At 66.2% G+C, this 231-nt stretch carries 1 protein-coding gene; it reads right to left on the reverse strand.

The annotated features are described in order from the left end of the window. Positions 1 to 31 precede the first annotated feature (31 nt). Positions 32 to 231 (reverse strand): hypothetical protein (locus tag FJV41_RS53405; protein ID WP_220138098.1); only part of this gene is annotated, 200 nt, incomplete at its 5' end.

A 231-nucleotide genomic window follows, 5' to 3' on the forward strand; every position in this document is an offset into this window, starting at 1 on the left:
TTCTCCAGGGCCTCGTCGACGTGGGCGAGCGTCATTTCTCGCTCTTCTCGTCCCCGGAGTCGTCCTCGTCTGCCAGGTGCCTCTCGTCCCACCCCATCGCCTGAAGTTTTTTTTCGAGCACCAGCAGCGCCGCCGTCTCTGCTAGCGCCTTCTCCTTGCGGTGCAGCTCCCGCTCGAGCTCCTTCACCCGCTTCTCGGCGGCGGCCAGCCGCTTGCGCTCCTTGGCCGGCA

The sequence above is a fragment of the Myxococcus llanfairpwllgwyngyllgogerychwyrndrobwllllantysiliogogogochensis genome (assembly GCF_006636215.1).
In the GTDB taxonomy this organism is placed as follows: domain Bacteria; phylum Myxococcota; class Myxococcia; order Myxococcales; family Myxococcaceae; genus Myxococcus; species Myxococcus llanfairpwllgwyngyllgogerychwyrndrobwllllantysiliogogogochensis.